General features: G+C 78.3%; 1 protein-coding gene. It reads right to left on the reverse strand.

Annotated features, from left to right (window positions below):
* Positions 1-846, reverse strand: an 846-nt coding sequence (locus DQW85_RS22085; protein ID WP_205315308.1) for a hypothetical protein, incomplete at both ends; no start/stop codon positions are given.

The raw sequence follows: 846 nt of genomic DNA on the forward strand, positions 1-846 counted from the left end.
CCAGGGCCGAGGCAGGAGTGCCGGCCCCGCCCGCCTGTTCGGCCGCGACCAGGGCCGCGTCCACCGCGCCGCACGCCAGGTGCGCCTCCGCGGTCACGAGCCGTACCCTGCGTTCGAGCCACGGCACCCGTTCCGCGGGGCCGGAGGCCGTACCGAGCAGGCCCAGCGCGTCTCCCGGCCGGTCCCGCGCGATCTCCAGGCGGGCGGCGACCAACCGGCGCACCGCGGAGAGCAGCGGATCGGGGCATTCCCGCAGGGCCCGCGCGGCCCTGTCGAGCTCGGCGCGGGCCGCCTGGAGCTCGTAACGCTGGAGGCGCACCCACGCGGCGGCGAGATGCGCGACCGCGACCCGCCTGCCGGGCGGGTTCAGCGACACCTCGGGCAACCGCGCGGCACGGGTGACCAGGTCGGCGGCGTGCCCGAACCGGCCGAGCAGGGCTTCGATCAGCGCCAGGTAGCCGAGGCACGAGCGCCGCTGGAAGTCGCCGCCCGCCTGCGTGGCGGCGACCAGGGCGGTGTCGAAGAAGCGCGCGGCCTCCGCCGGCTGCCCCGCCCGCATGGCGGTGGTGGCGCGCGCCGACAGCACCAGCGCGCGCAGCTCGGGACAGTCGTCCGGCAGCCGGTCAGGGAACCTGAGCAGGAGCCCCGCCGGCCCCTCGAACCCCGCCGCCTCCGACGAGCGGTGCCGGGCCAAACGGATGAGACCGGCGCACAGTCGCCCCGCGTACGCCTCCGTACCGGAAGCGTGCTCCAGCAGCCTCTCCGCGTGCTGGAGCGCCGCCGCGCTCGCGTGCTCGTCGCCCGAGGCCGCCCCCGCCGCCGCGGCGACGAGCGCCGGCTCCGGCC

Source organism: Nonomuraea lactucae (assembly GCF_003313395.1).
Classification (GTDB): domain Bacteria; phylum Actinomycetota; class Actinomycetes; order Streptosporangiales; family Streptosporangiaceae; genus Nonomuraea; species Nonomuraea lactucae.